This is a genomic window from Elstera litoralis (assembly GCF_000963705.1).
GTDB lineage: Bacteria > Pseudomonadota > Alphaproteobacteria > Elsterales > Elsteraceae > Elstera > Elstera litoralis.
Map to the genome: position 1 here is coordinate 1 of NZ_LAJY01000619.1, position 1,467 is coordinate 1,467.

Annotated in this window: 1 protein-coding gene and 2 pseudogenes; all 3 read right to left on the minus strand. The window is 60.5% G+C overall.

Going from position 1 to position 1,467, the window contains the following annotated elements; all coding sequences use genetic code 11:
* Positions 1-164: pseudogene (locus VZ95_RS29460) on the minus strand (hypothetical protein); the annotation flags it as partial.
* The gene (locus VZ95_RS18315) at positions 161-1,270 is read right to left on the minus strand and encodes a protein-glutamate methylesterase/protein-glutamine glutaminase (protein ID WP_045777140.1); all 1,110 of its coding nucleotides are present in this window, start codon (positions 1,268-1,270) and stop codon (positions 161-163) included. The gene VZ95_RS18315 and the pseudogene VZ95_RS29460, both read right to left, overlap by 4 nt.
* 83 nt (positions 1,271-1,353) lie before the next feature.
* Positions 1,354-1,467, minus strand: a pseudogene (locus VZ95_RS27495) (response regulator); the annotation flags it as partial.

Sequence of the window (1,467 nt, forward strand, 5' to 3'; positions counted from 1 at the left end):
CCGCGATGAACCGAGGTGACAAACTCATCCACCGACTTATGCCCGAATTTGCGGGCAACGGGCAGCAGACGGCTTTCAACCAAATAGGCTTTGTCTTCGGTCAACACCAAGCCGGAGCGCTGGCGAACCGTTCGACTGATGAACTCGAACTCGTCCGGTTTCATGCTACCGACCTCAGCGCGATTTTGTGGAGAAAAGGACCGATTTCCGGCAAGGGCAGAATGGCACTGCACAGGCCGGCATAGGCGACGGCACCGGGCATGCCCCAAACGACGCTGCTCGCCTCGTCCTGACCGATGACCAGACCGCCCTGTTGAACCACCGTTTGCGCGCCCAGCATACCATCTTGCCCCATCCCCGTGAGGATGATGACCAGCAGCTTCCGGCCATAAATGGCCGACAGGCTGCGCAGCATCGGATCGACCGCCGGACGGCAGAAGTTTTCCGGCGGAGTCTTCTGAACGCGCAGCACGCGCTGCGCCCCATTGGCTTCTACCGTCATATGAAAATCACCGGGCGCGACATAGATGTACCCCGCTTGCACCGGATCGCCGTCGCGCGCTTCCACGCAGGGCCGTTCCGTGACCCGCGCCAAATGTTCCGCAAGGATCGTTGTAAACGTCGCGGGCATATGCTGGGTAATCAGGATCGGCTGGCGCAGATTTTTCGGCAGGCTGCCGAGCACGGAGAACAGCGCTTGCGGCCCCCCCGTCGACGAGCCGATCGCGATGATCTCGGGCGTCTCATGCGTCATCGGGCGCAGGGTGATCGGCCCGCTGCGGTTGACGCGGACCATCGAGGTCCGCTCCCCCGCCGTTTGCGTGCCGTCGGTATTCGTGAAGCGCTTCGGAATCCCCGGCATTTCGAGGCGCGGCGAGCGCGACGGCCCGGCCAAGGCCTTGATTTTGGCAATCAACTCGTCGCGAAACACCTGCGCCGAGGTCAATTCCGAGGTGGTTGACGGCTTGGTGACGTAATCCTTCGCCCCATCGCGCAGGGCGCGCAGGCTAACCTCGGCATTCTTGCGCGTCAAAGTGGAGGCCATGATGATCGGCACCGAGGGCGCGGCTTCTTGCAGCAGCGGCAGAGCCGTCAACCCGTCCATCACCGGCATCTCAATATCGAGGATGATGATATCGACCTGTTGGCGTTTCAGCGCGTTCAACGCCATTTTGCCATCGCCGACCGAAGCGACGACCTGTAACTCCGGGTCCGTCTCCAGCGCCCGGGTGAACAACCCCCGAATAACGGCGCTATCATCGACCAGCATCACGCGAATAACACCATCGCCACCCTTCGGCGGCGTATCCGAGCGGGCAGGCCCGAGATTTCGGCTATTGGTGCCGGAAATCATCAAAGAATACCTACCTGGCTAAACTTACTTTGAATGATTTCGGCATCGAACGGCTTCATAATATACTCATCCGCCCCGACCCATGGCTTCCATGATATGAGCCAGATCGTTTT

Excerpts from the sequence above, each read along its gene's own strand:
- VZ95_RS18315 (WP_045777140.1), bottom strand. The coding sequence starts at position 1,270 with ATGCTGGTCGATGATAGCGCCGTTATTCGGGGGTTGTTCACCCGGGCG.